Here is a 23,941-nt window from a genome sequence, read left to right as displayed (position 1 = left end):
TGGCTGTGATAAACTGTGTTTAGATGAATCTGGACGCTAACTATGACAAACCCAACCAATACTTTTCTGCATACACTTTCTAATATTGCCCAACACAATGGTCACCGTTACGGTGTGGTCTTTGATGGCGACTTTGATTGGCAAAACTCTGCTGTTTTAACCTTCCTTGAAAATTCGTACACTCCGAGCATCTTCCAGATTGGTGGAACTCCGTTTGAAGGTGTGATTCATGCTCCAGTCAAAAAAGGCCAACAATTGCTTGGTCGTGAGTGCCAAGTTCTTGTTTGTGATTTTAGAGAGCAGTTTGATGCGAATGGTTTTAGCGCTGCACTAGGTTCGTTAATCGGTGGTGGGCTGTTGTTGGTGTTGCCGCCAAAAGTTGATGACTCTGAAGATAACGAGAGCTTTGGCCAACGTTGGTTAAAGGAGAATTTCAATAAGCTCATTTCGGTTTCACGACACAACGAAACAGACGATGTTGTTCAAGCGACTAAAGCACTTCCTCTCAAGCAAGACTTTGAAAACAGTTTGGACAAATTCGAACAGCAAAATCTGGCTGTTGAGTTGGTTAAAAAAGTGGTGTCTGGGCATCGTAAACGACCTTTAGTTCTCACGGCAGATAGAGGACGTGGTAAAAGCTCTACATTGGGTATTGCCGCTGCTCAGCTTTTGGTTGAGCGTCATGGATTAAATATCATCGTGACAGCGCCTTCAGTGAAAGCAATCGAGCCTGTATTTTCCCACGCGAGTCAAAGCCTAGAAGACTGTGAAGTGCTCAACGCAACTTACATTTGCTATCAAAGCGGAAGTTTAAGATTCGTAGCACCAGATGAATTACTTAAGTCTAAGCCTGATTGTGATTTGCTATTAGTCGATGAAGCGGCTGCAATTCCAATCCCGATGCTCAAATCTATGGTTGGCATTTATCATCGTATGGTTTTTTCAACCACCGTTCACGGATACGAGGGGAGTGGGAGAGGGTTTGGACTTAAGTTCGAGTCTTGGCTTTCAGAGCATCGCCCAGGGTGGAAAGGTTTTAAGCTCGATCAGCCCATTCGTTGGAATCGCAATGATCCACTAGAGCGTTGGTTGTTTGATTGCTTCTTGCTTGGTAACGACGCGTCGCTAAGTGACTCGGTGATTCATGAGTTAGATAGCTTTTCTGATCTGGCAATCAACCAACTGAGCTTGGTCGAGTTATCAAAGGCAGAATGCTTGGCGAACCCGGAGCCGCTACAGCAATGCTTTTCTCTTCTTGTTGACGCTCATTATCAAACGTCACCAAACGATCTAATGCAGTTTCTCAACAATCCAGCAATCCGTTTGTACGCTGCTTGGCAGAAAAACGAATGTTTAGGTTGTATGTTGGTAACTGAAGAAGGTGGGTTGGATAGCGATCTGATTGCTCAGATTCAACTTGGAAAACGAAGACCTCAAGGTCACCTAGCTCCAGTGTTACTCGCAAACCAACTGGGTTGTACGCAAGCGGCGCTCAGTCGTTGCCTTCGAGTTATGCGTATTGCCGTTTCAACACGTCATCAAGGTTCGGGGATTGGTCGTTGGATGTTGGGGCAGTTGTCAAAGAAAACTAATCAGGCGGATTACTTAGCAACGAGCTTTGGCGCGACCAGTGAATTGATTTCATTCTGGCGCGATAACGATTTTGTACCTGTGCACATTGGCCACCAGCGCGATCAAGCAAGCGGCTGTCACTCGGTATTGATGGTTAAGCCACTTAATAAAAGCGCACAGAATTGGGTCTACAATCTGATAAGTCACTTTGAACGTAGTTTCTGTTTTCTCACTTCTGGTTCTTTGGCTTCTCTCGAGGTTGATATGGTGCGCGCATTATTACCAAGGCAAGCGGAATCTATGGCAGAGTCTGAAATCCAACTCCTCAGGAATTATGTCGATGGTGGTAATAGTTACGACAGCATTGGTTTCAGTGTCCTGAATTTGATTCTCCAAAGTAATGGTCATCAAGCGCACATAACTGAATCTGACGCTATAATCGATACAGGTTTCGTTGTTTCAGACTTACTTATCGCGAAAGTCGTGCAGCAGAAAGAGTGGGGGACTTGTGTCGAACAGTTTAATCTAGTCGGACGAAAACAAGCTGAGCTACAGTTTAGGAAAGATGTCGGTACTCTACTATTAAATTTACACTGTAAATAAGTAGGTCAACGATCGTCACTAAATTTGGAACGACAGAGCATATGTCGAGCTGTTAATTAGATTTACAGTGTAAATTAGAAGGCCGGATTTACACTGTAAACTGAACCGCGGTATGTAATGACCTATGTGATTTCAATTATCCAATCTTTATGCAATTTCTCAATTTGTTGAACATGTCCATCATGGCGCTCATTTCCTATCTCAATTCTACCGATCTAATCATCGCCGTTGTTTGGAAGGTATAATTTCATATTATCACATCAATTCATCCCGAATCGTTTGGTGATGAAGATCCGTCGCTGTATTGCGATCTTATGCTCGTACCCAATATTCATAGTTTGAAAAATCGTGAAAGAATCTTTTTTGTAAAGGTGAAGAAGAGATTAGAATCGGTCAGTCTTATTTATGAGTCCCTTTGCAACATCGAAAGTAAGTGATGTGACGCTGATTATTCTACTGTAGTGATTCTAAGCACTGAGCGAATTATATAGACTGCATAACAACAGAGTTATTAAGGGTACACAATTCGAATGTGGGATAGCATCGTTACATTGTCGGAAGATAGGAAGCAAGTGATGGCATGTCTGCCGTCTGGGTTTGTGGTCAACGCAAGCTTTGACAATAAGACATTGCCAACAACCTTAGAAGCTTTGAACGCATCAAATTATTTTATTTTCGAAGAAGAGATACTGCGTTTTGTCACTCTTGCTAAAGAAGGTAAGGGAGAAGCTTATCAAGGAATATTAATTGCTGAAGTTCGTAATTCCAGTGTTACGGTTGAACTGTCTGATGATGAGATGCTCGCAAGTCTTGTTGTAACTGGGGCATATAATGGGCAGGCATTACGTGGCAGCGATATCATTCATTGCTTGGCTCAGGCTCACATAACGAAAGGAATTAATAAGCTAGCACTTAGAAAAGTATTGATGATGAGCAGCAAGCTAAAGCCGGGTGAAAAATTTACTCAGCCCGTAGCCAAAGGTTCTCCAGCTGTGAAGGGTAAAGATGCTAAGTTTTCAGCATTGGTTGAAGATATTACTCATCAAGTATTAAAGCCTCGCAGTAAAGACGCCGGTAAGATCGATATGCGAGATCTCGGTGAAACCATTACCGTTGGTCAGAATGACCCGCTAATGAAGCGTACTCCTGCCACCAAAGGTATTGCGGGCTTTACCGTCCAAGGTCGAATTATCCCACCCCTTCCGGGCCAAGACAGTTTGATTAAGCCAGGAAAAGGCACCCACATTTCCCCTGACGACCCTAATTTATTACTTTCTTCATCCTCTGGTCTGCCCATTATTAAAGAGCGAAGTATCGAAGTGGATGACGCCTTATGTGTTAGCAATGTCGACGTATCTACTGGGCACGTTAAATTCAAAGGTAATGTGTTTGTCTCTGGGAATATAGAACCTGGAATGATAGTGAAGGCGACCGGAAGCATTACTGTTGGTGGCTTTATTGAATCTGCAGAAGTTCAGGCTCAGGGGGATATAAAAGTCGCGAAAGGAATTATTGGTCATACGACCAAAGAGGATGAGCCAAAAAGTTGTAAGGTACTTAGCAAAGGCTCTATCACAGCAAGCTACGCACAGAATACTGAACTGCAAACCGCCAATGACATTCTACTCAACCTACATAGCATGAGTAACGACATTCGTTGTGGCAACAACCTCATTGTGATGGATACCTTTAAGAAGCATGGCACACTTAGTGGCGGTGAAGCTAAAGTCGGCGGTAAAGTGGAATGTGTTTTCTTAGGCGTTGAAGGGGATACAGCAACTAAGGTTCATGGCTTTGCTCGCTTCGAGGGATATCAAAAAAAGATAGCTCAATTGAAGGAGATTTATAAGCACGCTCAAGAACAAACCATGGACGTCATCCGTCAAGAACTCGAATTTAAGAAGCGACCAAAAGCGGAAAGAAGCGAAGAGCAAGCGTTGGAGATTGAGCAGCAACGAGAAAAAAACAATCAAGCGATAGAGAAGACTAAATCGCAGTTGGATACACTCGAAGCTGAATTTGAAACAAACCTTGCCGAGTGCACAGTAGAGGCGCACGAGAAAGTGTACACCCGTGTATCTGTTTTGTTTGGTGATGAGATGGTGACGACTAAGCGAACGCACGGCGGCAGTGTTTTCTCGTTCAATCAATATGAAATTCAATGTTCTTTCAAAATGGAGAAAGAAGATATCTCATTGTAATTGAGCGACTCGGAAATTGCCCAATACTGAATAGAGCGGTTCGAGCAGTTTTCTGCTCATTAGACCAAATAAGAAAGGGGGAGCTGATGCTCCCCCTTTGCTTTTGCTGATATTGACTTAGTTCTATTCTTTAAGTCACATGAGCGCTTTAACTTGCCGCTTTTACCTTTCCTTGCTTCAAGTCTGACAGAACTTGTGATTTTGGTCCGTCGGCAATAATGCTGCCTTTCTCCATCACAATCACTCTATCCACGATATCCAACATCGACGTTTTGTGGGTGATAAGAATCAAAGTCTCACTAGGTAACAGCTGGCTCAGCTGATGCTTAATGTGCATCTCTGAACGGTTATCCATAGCGCTGGTAGGTTCGTCCATCAATAATACAGGAGGGCGCCCTAGGAAGGCTCTAGCTATGGCTATCGACTGACGTTGACCTCCTGAGAGTAAACCACCACCTTCACCGACTTGGCGTTCTAAGCCTGCGGGATCTTGCTGAGTAAAAGCGGTAACACCTGCACGGTTGGCTGCATCCATGACATCACGATCGTCAACCAACGGGCGTCCCAAGGTAATGTTGTCTCTTACCGTGCCATAGAATAGATTACTGTCCTGCGGCACACAGCCTATATTGCGTCGTACGTCGACATGGTGAAGTTGTTCCATATCGGTATCATCAATGCGAACATGACCTTCTGTGGGCTTGTACAGGCCCATAATCAGGCGTTCAAGTGTGCTTTTACCTGAACCAATTCGCCCAATAATCGCGACCTTTTCACCTGGACTAATATTAAGAGTCAGGTCTCTTATAGAAGCGATTGGCGAATCAGGGTAATGGAATGTTACTTTATCAAGCGCGATATGCCCTTGAATAATAGGGCGGTGGATGTATCGCTTACCTTCCTCTTGCTCACTGGGCATCGACATGACTTGTTCAATCAAGGTCATTGATGACTTCGCTTGGTTATAACGCGTAGAAAGCAATGATAATTGGACAAGAGGACCAATTGCTCTACCACTCAACATAGTAGCGGCAATCAAGCCACCCATTGTAAGAGTGCCTTCTGCCATTAGGTACACACCAAAAATGATCATCCCCACATTGGTACTTTGTTGAACAAAGCCTGCTGTATTTTGGATGCTATCGGTAATACGACGACTTTTGATGTTCCAGTTTGCCATGTGCGCAACAGCTTCTTCCCAGCGGAATTGGAACTGGCTTTGAGCGCTGAATAGCTTAACGGTTTCTAGCCCCGCTAAACTCTCAATTAAGTTTGCGTACTTCTGAGAAGCAAGGCGAGAGCCTTCTTCAATGGTACGACGCAGCGGGCCTTGTATTAACAACGCATAGATGATCAGTATCACCACGCCAACGACAGGAACAAACACAAGGTTGCCAGCCATTAACCAAATTAACGCCAGGAACATAAGAGCGAATGGCAAATCGATTAATGAGCCTATTGTTGCCGAAGTAAAGAACTCACGGATTGACTCGAATTCTTGCAGGTTTTTAGCAAAAGCACCGACAGAAGCAGGCTTCGCTTCCATACGAATCCCGAGCACCTTACTGAACAACTTAGATGAAATCAGGATATCGGATTTCTTACCCGCAACGTCAATAAAGTAGCTTCGCATTAACTTTAAAAGCAAGTCAAAGAGGAAGACGACAAAAATACCACTCGCGAGTACCCATAGCGTCTCAAACGCAAGGTTTGGCACCACTTTGTCGTACACCAAACGAGTAAACATTGGAGCTGCAATAGCGAAAAGGTTGATTAGAATTGATGCGATCAGCACATCTCGATAGATTTTTTTAGATTGCCAAATTGTGCTCCAAAACCAGTGACCTTCGCGCGTTTTTAAAATTTCTGGTGAGCGTTCATCATAACGGAATTGTTTCTTTACTAAGAAGTAACGGCCGATGAATTGCTCTTTCAACTCTTCGATTGGGATGATGATTGGCATCATCCCACTTTCCGTTGTGATGATTTCGGCTTCTTGCTTCTTAATATCGATACTATTAAGAACGCAAGCCTCACCTTGCTTGAGTAACAATACGGCTGGCAGAATTAAGTGAGGGATGTTTTCTAGATCGGAACGGTTTTCTTTGGCCACTAACCCCGCACGCTCTGCAGAGCGAGGGAATAGGAAAGGGGTTAGCTTTCCATCAGAGAGTGGTAGCCCATTGATCAACGCTTCGGGCGAGTTGGCTAACCCGTAATACCGACTAACGTAGATCAGTGAGTTTAATAGTGGATCTTGCATGCGATATAACCTTACAACTATTTATCAACAATGAAGCCTTGGAACACTTCTACGTAGTTATCAGACAAAATATCTAACTGAGTCTGAGTTTCAATTCGTGACGCAATAGTCGTCACACCAAGGTTATGAGCCGTTCTTGAGATAGACGTTAACGTAAATTTCTGTTTTTCGTCATCAAGGTTATGAGTAAATAGGTAATCCAGCTTCACATAGCTAGGGCGGTACTCGTTGATGTAATCGAGTGATTGGAAGTTGCGTCCATAGTTATCGACACCAAACACCGCATCAGCGTTGCGAATGGTGTTACACAATAGTGCTGTGTAGTGAGGAACATTGACGAAACAGTTTTCTGGAATTTCAAAATGCAACAGATGAGCGATTGACGCATTTTTCTCAAGAGACTTTCCGATCCAACGGATGAAGCTTGGCTGAGAAATACTGCTTGGCGAGATATTGATAGCAACGGGGCTCGTAAGCTCTTTTGCATTCAGTTTATCAATCATCTTCTCGATAACGTATTGATCTAGGATGTGGCTCATTTCAAGCTGTTCTAATGCGTATAAGTATTGGTTGGCACCGTAACGAACCCCCTCTTTCTCAATCGCAGAGAACACTTCTTGGTGATAGGTTTTGCCAAAACTATTATTTGCAGCTTGGAAGCGGAAAGTTACTAGGTCATTGATGATTGCTTCTTCGACCAACATGCGCCATTGCTGTTTACCCATTACAGCGCCATGGTCGTCAGCAGTTACGTAACCGTAAGCGAGCTCACGGTTCGCTTTCGCGCTAGACAGTGCGTTATCGACCAAAGACATGATTTCAGTACTGGTTTTACGTTTCTTACTGTACGTCACACCGAGAGCTATGTGTGGATTCGCCATACCTGTTGGATCTGAACCTAGATTTTGAATGCAGTTTACGATGCTGCTCGCGACGAGTTTCAGTTCATTTTCATCAATGTTCGGCATAATGAAGCCAAACTCATCACTAGAAATACGAGCGATAGTAATATCTGGAGATGAAATAGAAGCCTGTAGCTGTTCAGCTAATTGGTGAACTAAGGCATCGCCTTCTTGATAGCCTTTGTCATCATATTCTTCACTAATAAATTCGGCTTTTAGCACCGCCAGACCACCTAAACTAGACTCTTCTAACCACTGAGTTAGTTGAGACATGTAGTAAGCACGGTTACCTAACTGAGATACAGGATCGATATACGCGCGTTCACGAAGTCGTTGCGCTTCTTGTGCTTGGCTCTTAAATGCAAGTTCAACTTGAGTCGACATGTGGTTAATACCGTCGACGACTAAGATGAGGTCTTTTGTTTTAGGGCGAACCAGAGGCTCACCGAACTGATTTTTGGCGATTTGATCCATTTTTTTTATGATTAATGACAGCGGACGTAGCGCTCGTTGGAGTATCCATGAAATCGAGATCAAACCCAGTAAGAAAATCGCTCCAAAGAAGGTCACTAGCCGTGTAAATGCCTCCCAAAGCTGAGTATAGGCTGGGCCTGGGTGGCTCACTATCTCAACTTCAGCAAGTTGCATCCAACCACTAGTAATCACGCGGCGATCATGAATCGGTTTAAACAAATCCAGGTTGGTAAACCATTGTGGGACACCACTTGGTTTCACAGGGTATGAACGAAGAATATCATCTCCTGTGTCTAAAAAAATCAATCGTACGACAGAGTAAGAACTACCATCAAACAGTGCGTTGATAACAGACTCTACAGCCACTTGATCCTTTTCTTCGAGGTAAGGGGCGAGCGCCAGTCCAACAGTATTAATGGTATTATTTACTTCAGAGCGTTGCTGCTCTTCTAAGTAGTCACGGGTGGTATTGAATTCGATCATAAAAACTGAGGTCATCAGTAATATGAAAACCGCAACCATTCCGACCACAAGCTGTTTATATAAAGTCATTGTACCTACTCATCGTAATTGATAATGGGTTTGTTTAATTTTAGAGAGCGCTCACGCGAACGTAAGTCGTTCCATAAGCTCAATCTTGAAGATTTTCCTGATAACTTGCCGCTGCCTGCCGCCGACTTGATTAACCATAGGTTTTTACCATTGAAGCTGTATATCGGTCGTAGATCTCTGCGCTTGGAGCCGCGTTTTATTTCAGGGTTTAAGTTGTCTAAAATTAGTGGTTCTGCACTGGGTGTAGAGTAGTAAGCCAACACCATATGGAATTGGTTTAACTCAAGTGCTTTTACATACACTAATCGTAATTTCTTATCTGGGACGCCTAGTTCAAGTAAAGAGAAGTATTTTGCGATAGTGAAATCTTCACAGTCACCCGCGTTACTGCCCAAAAATTCCAGCGGTGTCGCCCAGTAGTCATTCTTTCCCCAAAGTATACTGTCATCGACAAAGTACATTTGGTTGAAGAACCTATTTACCGAATCGAGTTTCTCTTTTTCACTTAACCCTGCGTACGACGTCATATTTGAGCGCCATGTCGACACTCGCTTCCCTGCTCTTTCTCCGTAGGTTACAGAGACTGCGTCGATCCACCTTTGGTCACTCTTGTTCAGTGCCCCGGAAGTAAAAGAGGTAAGGAACAGTAGCAATAACGAAAACCGAGACTTCATTGCTGCTGCTCTTGTTTTTTCACTGCACGTAGGAAGACGTTATCAAGCATTAACCGTCCTTACTCTTTTAGTGCATTGTTTTGAGCACTCAAAATTGGCTTCAACATATATTCAAGCACGGTTCTTTTGCCGGTGATGATATCGACAGAAGCGGTCATACCAGGAATGATAGGCAGCTCTTCATTAGCCCCAAAGCTGTACTTCTCGGTACGAACACGCACGATGTAAAAACTATTGCCTTCTTCATCTTGAGTGGTGTCAGCACTGATGTGTTCTAACACACCCACTAAACCACCATATTTAGTAAAGTCATAGGCACTGAATTTAACCACAGCGCTCAATTCTGGACGGAGGAATGCGATATCTTGTGGAGCAATTTTCGCCTCAACTAATAGGGAATCTTCAGTTGGTACAATCTCAACAATGTCCATACCCGGCTGGATAACACCGCCTACGGTATTAATACCAAGCGTTTTGACGGTTCCTGTTACTGGAGAAACTACTACAGTTCGATTAACTCTGTCTTCAAGGCCAACCGCTGATTCCGTCATTGCAGAGAGCTTATCTTGTGCTTGGTTTAGCTTCTCTTGTTGTTCTGATCGGAAGTTCAATGCAGCATCGATACGACTGAGCATCGCTTCTTTGATTGCTGAACGCAGAAGAGGGATTTTGAGTTCGCTAGAGGTCATTTCTCGGCGAGTGTCGTTTACTTGTCTTTGCAGCTTGAGCAGTTCAATTTTTGGCACCACCCCTTCATCAGCAAGAGGCTTGGTAATATCCAGCTCTTGGCGGGCAAACTTGTAACTCTGTCTTAAATTCTGAACGCGCGCTTTTATTTCAACTAGGTCTTGTTGCTTCTGTCCAACCTGTTGATCAAAAACGGAAAGTTGGTTCTTCAGGTTATTCAGATCTTGACGATACTCTGCTTTTTGGCGATTAACCAATTTGGGGTGAAGGTCGTAGAATAGTGGTGGGAAGGCAAGTTTACCATAGTCGAGTAAGACACTTTTTTTCCACTCTTTTACTGAGAATTCTTCATTGATAACAACACTGGTCAGTGAGGCGGACAGCATGAGTACATTAGCCGTTAAGTTCGCAACTTGTTGCTCACGTTCACGAAAGTCAGAGCGGAATCGAGTGTCATCTATTAATAGTAATTGTTGCCCTTTTTGAACTCGTTGCCCTTCTTTGACTAAAATTTCTTTAACCAAACCACCTTCAAGGTTTTGCACCACCTGAATCTGAGAGGAAGGGATCACCTTGCCTTGGCCAACAGTCACTTTGTCGATTTCAGCCCAAGCAGACCAACCAATAGCAGCGACAAAAAACAGAACGATAACCCACAACATAATACGCGCACTGGTGGGCGTATTGAGGAGCAGTGCCGCTGTTTTGTCATCGACATACTCAAGTTCGGTCTCATTCAATTTGCTGAAATTTTTCTGACTCATAACAGTCCTTGTTCGCTAAATAAAAGTGCAAGCTTTGTGAGTGTATTCTTACTTTTGATAAATGTTAAGGCTTTGCTCCTTTAAATCTTTGAATTTATATATTTTTTAACTCTTATTGTTTTTTGAAATCTGTTTTATCAAGTTGGTGCTTTCTCAGCTTGTCATAAAGCGTTTTTCGCGATACTTGCAGCTCTTGCTGTACCTCTTTTAAACGCCCTTGATGACGATGTAGTGCCTCTATCAAGAGGATTTGCTCAAAGCTATCGGTTCGTTGGCTTAATGACAGTTGTTGCTCTTCAGTCTTTAGAACGATGTGGTCTTTGTCGCTTTGCTCTTGATTATGATTAGGCTCTGATTCAAGCGATGCCAGCTTGGGTTTAGTCAACACTCTGAGTTCTGCATGTTGGCGAAGCTGTCGAATATTTTCACTCCAGTGAGTGGCGATCAATCGTTGAACCTCTTTTTCTGTAATCACCGGAGGGGGTAACTGATATCGACTTGCCGCACCACGAGCAAAATGTTTAAACAAAGAACCAATATCTTCTGTTCGTTGCGCTAGCGGTAGCAAATCAAATCGACGGAACTCACTTACCATTGTAGTAGGAAGTATTGTGGTTGCTAAAATGATACAAGTTGCACTGGTCTTGCATGAGTTTTCACGAAGTAGAGTGGGTTTTAGGTTCGCTAGCCACTGCCATTGGTCTTGAGTTAATGCTTCTGTTTCATGGATATAAAGTGTCCCACCCTGATGTTTCAAGAACAGTTGCAAAACAAACTGATGGAATGTCGCTTCGTCACTGCGTGGCAAATTAAACGCAGCAACAGGGCAAAGCTCTGCGGCTTGATGGCTGTGAAGATCGTGCGTGTACTGCGCCGTGACCCTTTTACCCGTTCCTAAATCGCCGACGAACAGTAGAAGTGGGTTAGTTTTGGTATCTAGAGAGATCAGTTCTCGGCGTAATGTCTGCATTGATGGCGATTGACCAATCAACTTTGGACCCACCTGATTCTGTACCGCCAACTCTTTACGTAATAGATTATTCTCTTCAACCAGTGCCAGCTTATCCGATGCTTTTTTTACTGCGGTCAGCAGGGCATCGACCACAAACGGTTTTTCCAAAAAATCATAAGCGCCAGCTTTCATTGCGGATACGGCTGTTTGCACGTCCCCATGGCCTGTCAGCACGATGATCTGAAAATGAGGGTTTTGATTCAGCAGCTTTTGTGTCAATTGAATGCCATCCATCACTGGCATGTGAATATCGGTAATGACAATCCCAGCTTGCGTCACATCTATTCTCTTTAGTGCCTCAATGGCATTGGGGAAGCAGGCAATATCGATGCCTTCAATGAGCATGGCTTGTTCTACAGAGTCTCGAATGGCGGGTTCATCATCGACAAAATAGAGTTTAGGCAGAGGGTGCAAAAGTCGAATCCTTAACAGTATGTGAGGTTAACTATGTGTGAAATTAGCAGTATGTAAAATTCATTTTCTAATCAACGATAACAACGGCACGTTAGCCCTTATCGTTATATAACGGGATGCTTAGCGAGAATACCATGCCTGAAGGCTCTAATCGGTTGGCGCTGATCGTGCCGTGATAAGCTTCAATAATCCGTTTCGATATTGAAAGCCCTAGCCCTAAGCCTTCCGGTTTCGTGGTAAAAAACGGGTTGAAAAGCTGTTCTAGCTTATCGTCCGGCATGCCAATTCCGTTGTCCCAAATGATCAGCTGACAAGAGTTATGATGCAATTGCCATTCGATGCCTATCTGTGGGCTGGCCGGTTGGTCAACGTTTTCCAGGTTTTGTTGCTCCTGCAAGATTTTCTGTTCAAGAACGTGTTGTTGAAGCGCTTGGGTCGCGTTGTGAATTAGATTCACCAGTACTTGCTCGAGTTCGGTTGGATGAATTGCAATATTAATGTGATTTGGCACCGTGCTTAGTCTTAGTGTAATGCCTTGCTTGATCATCAGCGCACTGAGAATACTGGTGGCGTTGTTGACCGCTTGGTGCAGGTTCGCGACATGATGTTCTTGTTTAGTGACCTTGCGAGTAAAGACTTTGAGTCGCGCTATGATGTCGGTAATGGTGTTGTTGAGGCCAATCATTTTCTCAAGATTGCTCTTCACTAAATCTGTCCGTTCCATTTCTAGCAGCTTTAAGCTGTTCTCGCTATAAGTTCGAAGTGCTGCAAGCGGTTGGTTGATTTCGTGGTTAATGCTGGCTGACAGCTCTCCGAGTACCGCTAATTTTGCTGTTTGGGTCAGCTCTTGTTCTGTCTGCTTCAGCTTTAACTGTGATGCTTGGTATTGAAAAATGGTTTGCTGAAGTTGTTGATTGGATTTCTTTAAATAGTGAGTACGTTTATCAACGGTTTGTTCTAGGTTTTGGTTGAGCCGGGTTAGCGCCACTTTCGCGACGTAAGTCTGTCGCCACGACCACGCGATGAGCATCACCAAGCTGTAAATCACCACGAAGATGACATCGATCTGCAGCACTTTAATAAGCTCTGCTTTGGCCTTTTTTAATGCGACAACTTGGTACTGATTGTTACTGAAGGTGGCGGGGTAAAGATTGAACGGCCCAAGTTTAAACAATCGGTTTGCCGTAAGTTCTTTTTGTACTCGATTTGGTTGAATGTTGTTGGGCTGATTAGCGTCGTTAACTTGTGGTTGATAGTTGGAAGAGCGAAAAGCTTCTATGATCGAAATTTCGCTTTGACCGTATTGGCGTTGCAGGGCGATATCGGTTTGTTGCTTCTGGCTTAACGGCAACAACGAGTGATAAAGCCACTGAGTTTGGCTCGAGAGAAAAACCACTTGGTTAGAGTCGAGTACCACAATCTCAAAATCATCGCTGGTTAGGATGTTTTCAAGGTTCTCTAGACTCACTTTAACGGTGATAACCCCAACAATGTCATTCTCTATATACAGGGGCGAAGACAAAAAGTAACCGCGTACGTTGGAGCGAGCACCCAGTGCGACATAGTGTGTGCTGTTACCTTCAATCGCGGACGCAAAATAAGGACGAAACGAGAAGTTCTCACCCACGAAAGTACCTAGCTTCTGGTAATTACTGGAAGCGACCACAGTACCGCTCGGGTCATGAATATAGATGGTGTCAGCTTGGCTTTGATTAGACCATTCAAATAGCAATTGATTGAGCTGCGCCGCGGAAATCTTGTCTGTTTGTGGTGATGAGTCAAAATAAGAGAGCAGACGTGGGTCATGGCTGAGCAAATCAGGGATCTGTTTGAATTTATCCAGTTCAGAGTCGATTTGTAGGTTCGCTTTATTGGCTGCTTCGTTGAGCTTTTGAGTGACCACTTTTTCTTGAAATTGTACTGCCAAAAAATGAGTTGCGCTCAGCCCAATAGCCCCCAATAACAATGAGAATAAAACGAAGGGAGTCATTATGTTAAGCAGTATCTTAGTCACTAGGATCTCAGCATGTCATCGGTTTGTATAAAGATTATCAATATGATGGATAGAGTACCGAGATCTTGTTAACACAGAGCACCTTCTGTGAGACAAAACCATGGCTTAGACTTGTGTTTCAAAGGATTACAGCGCAAAATCAAAAAAAATTGAAAGGAGCAACCAAATGGAACTGACCGATATTCGTCGCGAATACGCTAAGGGTGGATTGAGACGTAAAGACTTAGCCGCAGACCCGATTGAGCAATTCAATCTATGGCTAGAGCAAGCTATTGAAGCTAAGTTGACGGACCCTACTGCCATGACAGTTGCTACGGTTGATGAAAATGGTCAGCCATTCCAGCGAATTGTTCTGCTAAAGAATGTTGATAAAGACGGCTTCGTTTTTTACACCAACTTAGGTAGCCGTAAAGCGCATCAGCTAGAACACAATAGCAAAATCAGTTTGCATTTCCCTTGGCACCCTCTTGAGCGACAAGTTCATATTACGGGCACGGCTGAAAAACTGACAGCAATGGAAAATATGAAGTACTTCTCGTCACGACCAAAAGAGAGCCAATTGGCCGCAATTGCAAGTAAGCAAAGTAGCCGTATCTCTGCTCGTGGGATTTTAGAAGGTAAATATCTAGAGCTTAAACAGAAGTTCGCGAAAGGAGAGATTCCTGTGCCTTCTTTCTGGGGTGGCTTCCGTGTGCGTGTGGATAGCATTGAGTTTTGGCAAGGTGGAGAGCACCGCTTGCATGATCGCTTCTTGTTCTCACGCCAAGATAGCCGTTGGGATATCGACCGCCTGGCGCCTTAATTTGCTTAACTGCTTAACTGATCCAAAAATACCGTTGATTAGACTTATCAACGGTATTTTTTTGTCTGTATCTCTTCAAACCAATATCTAGTCACTGTGCAGAACAACGGAGATCTGCTTTTTAAGCAGGGTTTCTGGGATCATAGAGCCTAGCCCCGAGTCCAACGCATACTCAATCAACTGGCTTTTACTGCGCGCATCAAATTTCTGTTTCAACCTAGCGACATGCCCTTCGACCGTTTTGATTGAAATGTTCAACGTAGACGCGATGTACTGTGGTTTCTTGCCGAATAGCAGCAAGAACAGCACTTCTGATTCTCGCGAAGTCAGTCGCTTTTTTAGCTTTGATATGCGTGGCTTTGATCCTGCAATGGACACTTGATTGTCTTTTTCGCAAGTCGCCTGACACACCCAATGGCCTACTTCTAAGATGGCTGTGTCGGTGAGTTCTTGACCATAAAAAATGGTGCCTTGAACTTCGCCATTCCCATCAAGCCAAGGGGTTTTAGTAAAAATATGGGCGTGCCAGCGTCCGTCTGGATAAGGGTGAATATCGAGGATTTTAAGAGTACTGCGTGTATCCATTACATGTTTGTCTTGAGCCCTGAAATCCTGCGCGCATTCGGTTGTTTGACTAGGCATATCGAAATCGGTTAAGCCCGTACAAGTTTCGTTGGGTTTTAAGCCAATTAATTGGTTGTAAGCAAGGTTGGCATACACGAAGACAGAGTCAGTATCTTTGCAACCCCAGCAACCTGGAAGTTGTTCAAATAAAGAACGATGTATGGAGTTGAGGGGATCCGGCAAGGCTTTATCTCGTAAGAGGGAGTATTGCAATGATATCAGTTTCTTATAGAGCTGCAATGACAATTAGAAGTCGAGTTATGCATCAAAAATGGAGTGTGATCAATAGTTGAACGGTGTGCTGTTTAAGTGCGCTTTTATTGATCGGTGGCTGAACAAAAAGGATGAGAAAGAAGCTAAAAAAAAGCCAGCCTGAAGAAGGGCTGGCCAAAGACAAGATATACCTTGTCGACACGTAGAAGATTTCCAGTTTAATTTACGAGGGTCATGTAAATTAAGCTGAGGTATCAGTTAGATACCCAGAGTGACTTACTACTCTATCGACGAATTTACTCCTAGGCGAGATCGAATATAAGGAGGGAATTCCCCTATAAACACTGACTCAACCTGATACTAGGAGAATCTAAGGTAAATATTTGAGGGCTTTGAGTAATACCAAGAGCTTATAGCTCTCGTAATACTCGGAATCCTAAGTAGTTAGCGGCAGTAGAAGGCGAAACGTACAGTTCAGCAAACACTTTTGCCTCTTCAGGAGAGAAGCTCCACGCGCCCCCTTTAGCGATGCCTTTTTGGGTTGCAGTCCATTCCCAAACGTTACCTACCATGTCGTAGAAACCCGTTGGCGTTGGCAAGAATGATTTAACAGGAGAAGTACTGACGTTTGACCACTGTGTACCAGACCAACCAGTATTAGCTCTACCTGAACGGAATTTGTTGCCCCACCAGAAGCTGGTATCTTGACCCGCTCTTGCCGCCGCTTCCCACTCTTGTTGTGTTGGTAGGCGGTAAGTAAAGCCTGTTTTTTTAGATAACCAACGTGTGTACGCTTTCGCATCGCTTTGGCTGACACATACAACGGGTGAGTTATCGACTTGCTTGAAACCAGGAGCTTTCCAGTCATTGTCTGACACAGTCGTGATTTCTGCATTCACGAAGGTATCACAAGTGTTCATCAGCTCAGCGTCTGTCTGGTACCCCGTATTTTTCACAAATGCTTTAAAATCTTGAACACGAGTTGGGGTTGCCGCTAATGCAAATGGGTGTTTGATAGTGACTTGCTCAGCGTTATTTTCACCGAGTAGGTAAGTCCCAGATCCAACCACAATCATTTCTGGACTTTGAGCACCATTGCCCATTGGGTCAGCAAACTTAGTCCCCACATTCAGTGAGTTCTGCTTCGCTTGTAATACCGCTCTTAGGTTGTGATCTCGGGCTATTTTCAGCTCTTGGTGGAAAGAAAGGTAACCTTCTTTCTCAATCGTAACCATGTGCTGCCCTGTCGGTAGCATCACTTCCACCGGTGTGCTGCCATAGTTCACACCATTGATAGAAACCTTGTCATTATATTGATTTGAGCGAACCACCAAGTTAACCCAAGCAACTTCTTTCTGCTGATCATCGGCTTGCAGATCGCTCTGATCGAAACAGTTTGAGGATTGAATGCCAAGTAAGCGGCAAGGAGTGTTCTTATCTGGACGAGTTTCTAAATTCGCAGCAACCACTGCTCGGTAACGGTTATCTTCGGAGAAGCCAGATGATTTCACGCTGTGTTGTAGAACGTGAATATTCAAAGATGCAGACGCTAGGTGTTCTTTTACTATTTTTGATTCTGTCGCGTTGGATACAAGGCTATTTTGAAATTGTTTTACTGCTTTTTGAAGTGTCAAAGCCACCGTTTGGTCTGAACATTGAGCTAACGTCATGTCGCTGCTACAGCGGTTGGTAAAGCTAACAGTATGTTCTTGTGTTTGAGTGACCTCGCTTCTTAATCTCTCAGCTCTTGCTCTTAGTTTGTCTTGATTCAAATGGGCGATAGACATTTCTACAGCCGATTTTTCGGCTTTGATGGCCTCTAGTTCCATCACTAAGCTTTGAAGCTTTTGCTCTGAATCCGAAATCGTAAGCTTGTGCTCTTTTACCGATTTCCAGGCATCTTGAAAGCGGTTTTGAGCTGGTGAGATATCGAAATCTGGCTCATCAATCATGCGAGTGTAATCTTGCTCTAGGCTAGTTTTCGCCGTTGCGAGTTTTTGCTCTGATTGAGCTAATAACTTGGCTTGACGTGCCATTTGCTCTGCTTGGTTGTCGACTTGATTTTGTTTGTCCGCCATCTTCTTCTCGATAGCCGTTAAACTGGCATGTTCTTCGAAAAGAGAGCTTTCAATGTCGATGACTGATGACGTGATTGCTGGAGATGTCGCTTCAGCGAAAACAGCAGGCGTCATTAAGCATGGAGCAAGTGCAAATAATAGAGTAGGAAAACCTTGGCGCATGTTGGGCTACTTCAGTCGTAATTTAGGTTAATTGAATATTCTAACGAAAACGCCATTTCGTTTGAAGCTACTTTCTATAACTACAACAAGATGGCGAGTATTCATTCAGCTTTGTGAAATAGGCACGGCTATTTATATCAGGCTTAGCTTTATATATTTAGATTTCATTTTCTTTACTAGGAAGGAGTTTCACCCAAATAGTATCGCTGCCGTTGATAGTCACTGTGCGGTTGTATGACTCGTAACCTTCTTTTGAAATGGTTACTTGATGACGACCGCTCGGTAGCGAAACCTCTAGGGGTGTGCTGCCGTATTTAATGCCGTTGATAGTGACTGAGTCATTGTACTGATCAGAACGTACCATCACGTTTGCCCACTGCTTGTCGCTCTTCTTTGTAACCTTAACGTCGCTGTCCGTTAAACAGTAGCGAGTTGAAACGTTCAATAAGTTACATGCTGCAATCGCTTCTGGTTTTGCTTGAAGTTGAGCTTGCATCTGCACAAAGTAAGAGTTGTTTCCAGAGAAACCGCTCTTGATTGCTTGGCTGTCTTGAACATGAATGTTCAATTGAACACCTTGTAAGTTTTGCTTCGCTAGCGTGCTTTCTGTGAGCTGTTCAAGTAATTTGCTCTTGAAGTTTTGTACTGCTTTCTGCTTCGTCAGGTGTTTACCTTGAGCAATACACTCACCCAGTGTCATTGTTGATGAACATGTGGTGGTGTAGCTCGTTTCAAGAACGGCACTTTCACGAAGTTCTGTTGCAATACGTTTAACGCGAGCTTCAACTTTTGATTCTTTCAAGTTAGCCAGCTCATTATTCAAACGAGCTTGCTTTTGCTTAATTTGAGAAAGGTAAATTTCGTTCTCATTCATCGCTTGCTGATTATCTAGCTGAGACGATTGATTCTCTTTAACCGCAGCCCAAGCATCTTGGTATCCTTTCTGAAAAGAAACCAGATCCGTTTCTGGATCGTCAAGTAAGCGACTGTATTGTTTGTCGAGTACAGATTTAGCTCGGTTACGTTTTGCCTTTAACTCTTCACCTTCACGTAACAACTTACTGTTCTGGTTTTGAAGTTGTTTTAAGGTCTCAGTTGCCGATACTTTGGTCGCTGAAATACGCTCAATATCTGAGTTTTTCTCTGTTAGCTTTGCATCGATAGCTGAAACGGGATCGACTTGATTCAGTTCTTCAGCTGATAACGATGCAGATACCCAAAGTGGGGATAGCGCAAGTAAAAGCGCTGAAATTCGAAAGTTAGTCATAGGTCCCTGCAACTTGTATATTTAAAATTGGCTCGTTAATAAAGTGTCTACTTCCTAGTTGTCAGTCACTAGTTATTAGCAATTAACACAGTACCCGTCTTTATACCGTTTTATTGCCCTCCAATCTACTCAAAAGCTAAGTTTCGGTACTTCGGATACACTTTTTACATATTTACACCGAAATAATTGAGCTATATAAGAAAATATTGTCGTTATGGTGTAGTCATTTGGTTTCCATTTGTGACTTGCTTTGACTTTTGGTGTTCAGATTTATTTGCTCTTGGAACAAGGAAGAGTGGCCTAAAGATTGGAAGGTTGACTTTACAAAGCCCGTAGTTTGGGCTCACTTGATCATACTTCCGGAGACATGATCACGTGGTTATCAATAATGATCTTTCTTTGAAGAAGAGAAAACATCTCTCATGATCATTTACAAATTCATCTTCTGCAGATTTCAGAGTATTATTCTTATCATGTCGACCTAAGTACTTTGCTGTCATGCCAAAACCTTTACCCTTTCCAAACCTAGACTTGTCTCCGCTAGGGCTTACAGGCCCCCGACCAGCGGAAATCATAACTTTGCCTTCGCATATGGACTGTCACGATCATCATTATTCGCAGGTGGTGATTGGTTTAAAAGGTCAGGCTGAATTTGAAGTGAGCGGTAAAGGTAATCTTGTCGGCCCAGGTCAAGGTTGTGTGGTAACGGCGAGCTCTGATCATGCTTTCGGTGGTGTGGTTGGCCAGTCGGACATCCTAGTACTCAATATGCCAGTGCCAACGGATGATGACCCTCTGATGCTAGAGAAGATCAATCAGTTAGAATCATCGAACGTCTACTTCCAATTAGACGCGCAAATTCAAAAGCTTATCCATATGTTGGTGCAAGAAATGCAGGCGAGTCCTAATGATCTGCTACTAAGCCGAGCCTGTAATGACACAGTGATCGCGCTGATGCAAAGACACATCTCGGCATTCGAAACCTCAATCAAAGATTCACGCTTTGATCTTGAAGCGTTGGATCGCTACATAGAACAGCATTTAGCAAATAAGATCTCCGTCGCGCAGCTTGCGGGTAGTGTGTTCTTGGGTGAAAGCCAGTTCCACATGCTATTCAAAGATCAAATGGGTATTACTCCGCATCAGTACGTGTTAGGTAAGCGTATCGACCGATCTCGTCGTTTAATCGAACAAGGTAACCTCAGCCTTGGTCAGGTCGCTGAACTGGCTGGTTTCTCCGGTCAATCTTCCTTTACTCACACCTTTTCACGCCTTCAAGGCATGTCACCATCTCAATACAAAAAGAAAATTTCTGTTAAATAGTGAAACAAAACGGCATATTATTTTAAAGTTTCATATGTGACCTTGTGTTTGTTTTGTTAATAAAGCGAGTTTTTAGCAAAAAACTCGGAGTTTTTGACAAGTAATCCTTATATACTCTAAATACACTGCAGCCATTGTAGAGATCCCGGGCTAATTCCGGGTGTGAGATTAAGGAAAACGCATGTTTACAGCTACTGATGTGTTAAAGCCAGAATTCAACGAGCAGTCGCTTGCTGATCTATGGTCGCTTATCTCACCATTATATATGGTGGATGAAACCCAATGGCTAGAGCAACTTCTGCCGCTAGCTACCCCTTCTGAGTCAGAGAAGCAGCAAATTTCAGAGAAAACGACCTCATTGATCGAAGCTATCCGTGCGGATAAGACTTCTATCCAGATGATCGATGCACTGTTGCTTGAATACAGCTTAGATACTCAAGAGGGCATCTTGCTGATGTGTCTAGCGGAAGCCTTGATGCGTGTTCCTGATTCAGCAACGGCTGATGCATTGATTCGCGACAAACTCAGCGTTGCGGATTGGAAATCTCACCTAAAGAATTCTGACTCAGTGTTTGTGAACGCATCCACTTGGGGATTAATGCTAACGGGTAAGGTAGTTGGGCTTTCATCTAAAGAACAGAGTGCAGGTCAAGCGGTTAACCGTTTAGTGAACAAGCTTTCTGAGCCGGTAATTCGTAAAGCGATGCACCAAGCAATGAAGGTGATGGGTCACCAATTCGTTCTTGGCCGCAGCATTGCTGAAGCGCAAAAGAACGGTAAGTCTATGCGTGATAAAGGTTTTACCTACTCATACGACATGCTAGGTGAAGCGGCACTGACTACAGCTGACGCAAACAAATACTTCAAAGATTACCTAATGGCGATTGAAGCCGTAGGTCGAGACAACTATGTTTCTCCAGAATCGAAGGTCTCTTCAAAATCGAGCCCTGCGCCATCGGTATCTATCAAGCTTTCTGCGCTTCACCCACGTTATGAAGTGGCGAACGAAGACCGCGTATTGACGGAACTTTGCGACACGTTAGAGCAGCTATTGTGCCGCGCAGTAGAGCTTGACGTTGCAATTACGATCGATGCTGAAGAAGCGGATCGCCTAGAGCTTTCTCTTAAATTATTCGAAAAGCTGTACCGCACTGACCTTGTAAAAGGGTGGGGTAAATTTGGTCTGGTTATTCAAGCTTACTCAAAGCGTGCACTACCGGTTCTAGTATGGTTAAACCGCCTAGCGAAAGAGCAGGGTGATTTGATCCCGCTTCGCTTGGTGAAAGGTGCGTACTGGGATAGTGAAATCAAATGGTCGCAACAAGCGGGCTTTACTGATTACCCAGTTTACACGCGTAAAGAAGCGACGGATGTGGCTTACCTTGCGTGTGCGCGTTACCTACTGAGCCCAAGCGTTCGTGGCAATATCTTCCCGCAGTTTGCGAGTCACAATGCTCATACGGTTTCTGCTATTGCCGTAATGACCGACCATAAAGACTTTGAATTCCAACGCTTACACGGGATGGGTGATTCTCTTTACAACCATGCGATGGAAGCTTACCAACAGTCAGTACGTATTTACGCACCGGTTGGCAGCCACAAAGATCTACTGCCATACCTAGTACGTCGCTTGCTAGAAAACGGCGCAAACAGCTCGTTTGTACACCGTTTGGTTGACGCTCGTTGCCCAGTGACAGAGCTGACTCAACACCCAGTCGATATGCTTCTGGCGTTCGATACATTGAACAACACTAAGATTCCTCTGCCTCCAGCGGTATTCCCTGAGCGTAAAAACTCATACGGTGTGAACATTGATATCGAAAGCGAAGCACACCAGTTTGAAGAGCAAGTAAAAGGCTTTTTAAACAATCAATGGACTGCTGGTCCTGTGATCAACGGTGAATCTCTTGCCGAAAGCATGATCAAGGCTGATCAGAACGTTGAGCAAGTGACTGCACCTTATGATCGTCGTATTAATGTGGGTCAGGTGGCTTTCGCTAACCTTGATCATGTTTCCGCAGCGATCACTGGCGCAGACGCAGCATTTGCTGATTGGAACGCAACTTCAGTTGAAACCAAAGTGGCAGCACTTGATAAGCTGGCTGACCTGATGGAAGACAACCTTGCTGAGCTGGTGGCAATTTGTCATCAAGAAGCAGGTAAGACGATTCACGACAGCGTTGATGAAGTGCGTGAAGCGGTCGACTTCTGTCGTTACTACGCAAAACAAGCGAACAACCTACAAGGTTTTGAGCTAAAAGGCTTTGATGGTCTAACTCGAATCGCTTCGCGACAAGGTCGTGGTGTGTTCGTTTGTATCAGCCCTTGGAACTTCCCTCTAGCGATCTTCCTTGGCCAAATTACTGCAGCACTAGTGGCGGGTAACACGGTTGTGGCGAAGCCTGCCGAGCAAACAAGCTTGATTGCAGCTCGTGCGGTTGAACTGATGAATGAAGCGGGCTTCCCTGCTGGCACGATTCAGCTACTACCGGGTCGCGGTGCTGAGATCGGCAGTGCGCTCACCAGTCATGATGCGATTGCGGGCGTTGCCTTTACTGGTTCTACACCAACGGCACAGCGTATCAATGTGTCATTAGCCACTCGTAATGCTAAGCCAGTTCCGTTTATTGCGGAGACAGGCGGCCAGAATGCGATGATCGTCGACAGTACTGCACTGCCTGAACAGGTAGTTCGTGATGTGATTCGTTCAGCATTCGCTTCAGCAGGTCAGCGCTGTTCTGCACTACGTGTGCTTTACATCCAAGAAGACATAGCAGACCGCGTGGTTGGATTGATTCACGGTGCAATGGACGAGCTGAGTGTTGGCATTCCACACCTTCATAAAACCGATGTTGGCCCTGTTATCGACCAAAACGCGAAACAGAAGCTAATGGCGCACTTAGAAAACATGACCAATACCCAGAAGAAGGTGGCTCAACTTTCTCTAGGTAGTGATTGTGAACATGGTGATTTTGTTCCACCAAGTGCTTTTGAAATTGATGACATCAGCTGCTTGAAAGAAGAACAGTTTGGCCCAGTGCTACACATTGTTCGCTTCAAAGCGAGTGAGCTAGCGCAAGTGGTAGACCAAATCAACCAAACGGGCTTTGGCTTAACCATGGGTATCCACAGCCGTAACGAGACAACTTACCGTTGGATCGAAAAACACGTTCGTGTGGGTAACTGCTACATTAACCGTGATCAAGTGGGCGCCGTTGTTGGTGTTCAACCATTTGGTGGTCAAGGTTTGTCAGGTACTGGCCCTAAAGCGGGTGGTCCTCACTACCTATACCGCTTTACTGATGTTCATTTCTCTCAATCACAAGACAAGGCATAAGGA

Annotated in this window: 14 protein-coding genes; 5 read left to right on the top strand and 9 right to left on the bottom strand. The window is 44.2% G+C overall.

What is annotated here, in order from left to right:
* Positions 1-42 precede the first annotated feature (42 nt).
* Together ACED59_RS05920 and ACED59_RS05915 are read left to right on the top strand one after the other, a co-directional pair.
* Positions 43-2,175 (top strand): GNAT family N-acetyltransferase, encoded by a 2,133-nt coding sequence (locus ACED59_RS05920; protein WP_371704839.1) that lies wholly within the window; start codon positions 43-45, stop codon positions 2,173-2,175.
* Positions 2,176-2,705: 530 nt separating this feature from the next.
* On the top strand, positions 2,706-4,376 hold the full coding sequence (locus ACED59_RS05915; protein ID WP_017097202.1) for a FapA family protein: 1,671 nt from the start codon (positions 2,706-2,708) through the stop codon (positions 4,374-4,376).
* A 148-nt stretch (positions 4,377-4,524) separates the two neighbouring features.
* Here ACED59_RS05915 and ACED59_RS05910 read toward each other — a convergent pair whose 3' ends face one another.
* From ACED59_RS05910 to ACED59_RS05885, 6 genes are all read right to left on the bottom strand, one after another.
* A complete protein-coding gene (locus tag ACED59_RS05910) occupies positions 4,525-6,639 on the bottom strand; it encodes a type I secretion system permease/ATPase (RefSeq protein ID WP_371704840.1) in 2,115 nt (704 codons plus the stop codon).
* Positions 6,640-6,656: 17 nt separating this feature from the next.
* Entirely contained in the window at positions 6,657-8,567 is a 1,911-nt protein-coding gene (locus tag ACED59_RS05905) for a LapD/MoxY N-terminal periplasmic domain-containing protein (protein WP_012600027.1), read from the bottom strand.
* Positions 8,568-8,572: 5 nt separating this feature from the next.
* Positions 8,573-9,241, bottom strand: a complete 669-nt coding sequence (locus tag ACED59_RS05900) for a transglutaminase-like cysteine peptidase (RefSeq protein ID WP_012600028.1) — start codon at positions 9,239-9,241, stop codon at positions 8,573-8,575.
* A gap of 59 nt (positions 9,242-9,300) precedes the next feature.
* Complete coding sequence (locus tag ACED59_RS05895) at positions 9,301-10,692, bottom strand: HlyD family type I secretion periplasmic adaptor subunit (protein ID WP_017097204.1); 1,392 nt, start codon at positions 10,690-10,692, stop codon at positions 9,301-9,303.
* A gap of 112 nt (positions 10,693-10,804) precedes the next feature.
* On the bottom strand, positions 10,805-12,109 hold the full coding sequence (locus ACED59_RS05890; RefSeq protein ID WP_029223839.1) for a sigma-54 dependent transcriptional regulator: 1,305 nt from the start codon (positions 12,107-12,109) through the stop codon (positions 10,805-10,807).
* 100 nt (positions 12,110-12,209) lie between these two features.
* A complete protein-coding gene (locus ACED59_RS05885; RefSeq protein ID WP_371704841.1) occupies positions 12,210-14,108 on the bottom strand; it encodes an ATP-binding protein in 1,899 nt (632 codons plus the stop codon).
* Between the two features lie 190 nt (positions 14,109-14,298).
* Here ACED59_RS05885 and pdxH point away from each other — a divergent pair, with 190 nt between their 5' ends.
* Positions 14,299-14,934, top strand: a complete 636-nt coding sequence (pdxH, locus tag ACED59_RS05880) for a pyridoxamine 5'-phosphate oxidase (RefSeq protein ID WP_009846006.1) — start codon at positions 14,299-14,301, stop codon at positions 14,932-14,934.
* Positions 14,935-15,021: 87 nt separating this feature from the next.
* Here pdxH and ACED59_RS05875 read toward each other — a convergent pair whose 3' ends face one another.
* The 3 genes from ACED59_RS05875 to ACED59_RS05865 form a co-directional block, all read right to left on the bottom strand.
* Positions 15,022-15,804 (bottom strand): PAS domain-containing protein, encoded by a 783-nt coding sequence (locus tag ACED59_RS05875; RefSeq protein ID WP_371704842.1) that lies wholly within the window; start codon positions 15,802-15,804, stop codon positions 15,022-15,024.
* A gap of 377 nt (positions 15,805-16,181) precedes the next feature.
* Complete coding sequence (locus ACED59_RS05870) at positions 16,182-18,011, bottom strand: formylglycine-generating enzyme family protein (RefSeq protein ID WP_017097207.1); 1,830 nt, start codon at positions 18,009-18,011, stop codon at positions 16,182-16,184.
* A gap of 157 nt (positions 18,012-18,168) precedes the next feature.
* Positions 18,169-19,278, bottom strand: coding sequence for a PEGA domain-containing protein (locus ACED59_RS05865; RefSeq protein WP_009846003.1), 1,110 nt, complete (start codon positions 19,276-19,278; stop codon positions 18,169-18,171).
* A 498-nt stretch (positions 19,279-19,776) separates the two neighbouring features.
* On the opposite strand from ACED59_RS05865, the gene ACED59_RS05860 reads away from it, so the two are divergent.
* Both ACED59_RS05860 and putA read left to right on the top strand, forming a co-directional pair.
* Positions 19,777-20,601, top strand: a complete 825-nt coding sequence (locus ACED59_RS05860; RefSeq protein ID WP_012600035.1) for an AraC family transcriptional regulator — start codon at positions 19,777-19,779, stop codon at positions 20,599-20,601.
* Positions 20,602-20,782: 181 nt separating this feature from the next.
* Entirely contained in the window at positions 20,783-23,938 is a 3,156-nt protein-coding gene (putA, locus tag ACED59_RS05855) for a bifunctional proline dehydrogenase/L-glutamate gamma-semialdehyde dehydrogenase PutA (protein ID WP_371704843.1), read from the top strand.
* The last annotated feature ends 3 nt before the right edge of the window (positions 23,939-23,941 follow it).

Source organism: Vibrio sp. FF266 (assembly GCF_041439695.1).
Classification (GTDB): Bacteria; Pseudomonadota; Gammaproteobacteria; order Enterobacterales; family Vibrionaceae; genus Vibrio; species Vibrio tasmaniensis_A.
This window is presented reverse-complemented; position numbering and strand designations above follow the sequence as displayed.